General features: G+C 37.8%; 1 protein-coding gene. It reads right to left on the bottom strand.

What is annotated here, in order from left to right; translation table 11 throughout:
* A partial coding sequence (locus AAEY88_RS12820) for a GlsB/YeaQ/YmgE family stress response membrane protein (protein WP_350562996.1) occupies nt 1–215 on the bottom strand: 215 nt, incomplete at its 3' end.
* Nucleotides 216–294: the final 79 nt, after the last annotated feature.

The following is a 294-nucleotide window of genomic DNA, read 5'->3' as shown; positions in this document are numbered from 1 at the left end:
AGCAAGATAATGGCACCGATTACTGAGAATATTAGACCAGTAAAGCCACCATCAGCATTTATGCCGATAACGCTAGCAATGACACCGCCCAATAAAGCACCAACGATACCCAAGACAATGGTCATAATCCAACCCATAGGGTCGCTACCTGGCTTAATTGCTCGTGCTAATAGACCAGCGACCAAACCTACGATAATCATCCAAATAAAGCCCATTTCATTCTCCTAATTTATTGTAATTTAAATGTATTATTAATTATTAATGGTTTTGATAAATACATTGTAAGGACTCTAT

The sequence above is a fragment of the Psychrobacter sp. CAL346-MNA-CIBAN-0220 genome, assembly GCF_040309805.1.
Taxonomy (GTDB): Bacteria; Pseudomonadota; Gammaproteobacteria; order Pseudomonadales; family Moraxellaceae; genus Psychrobacter.
The sequence above is the reverse complement of the archived record's forward strand: the minus strand, read 5'-3'. Positions and strand labels throughout refer to the sequence as shown.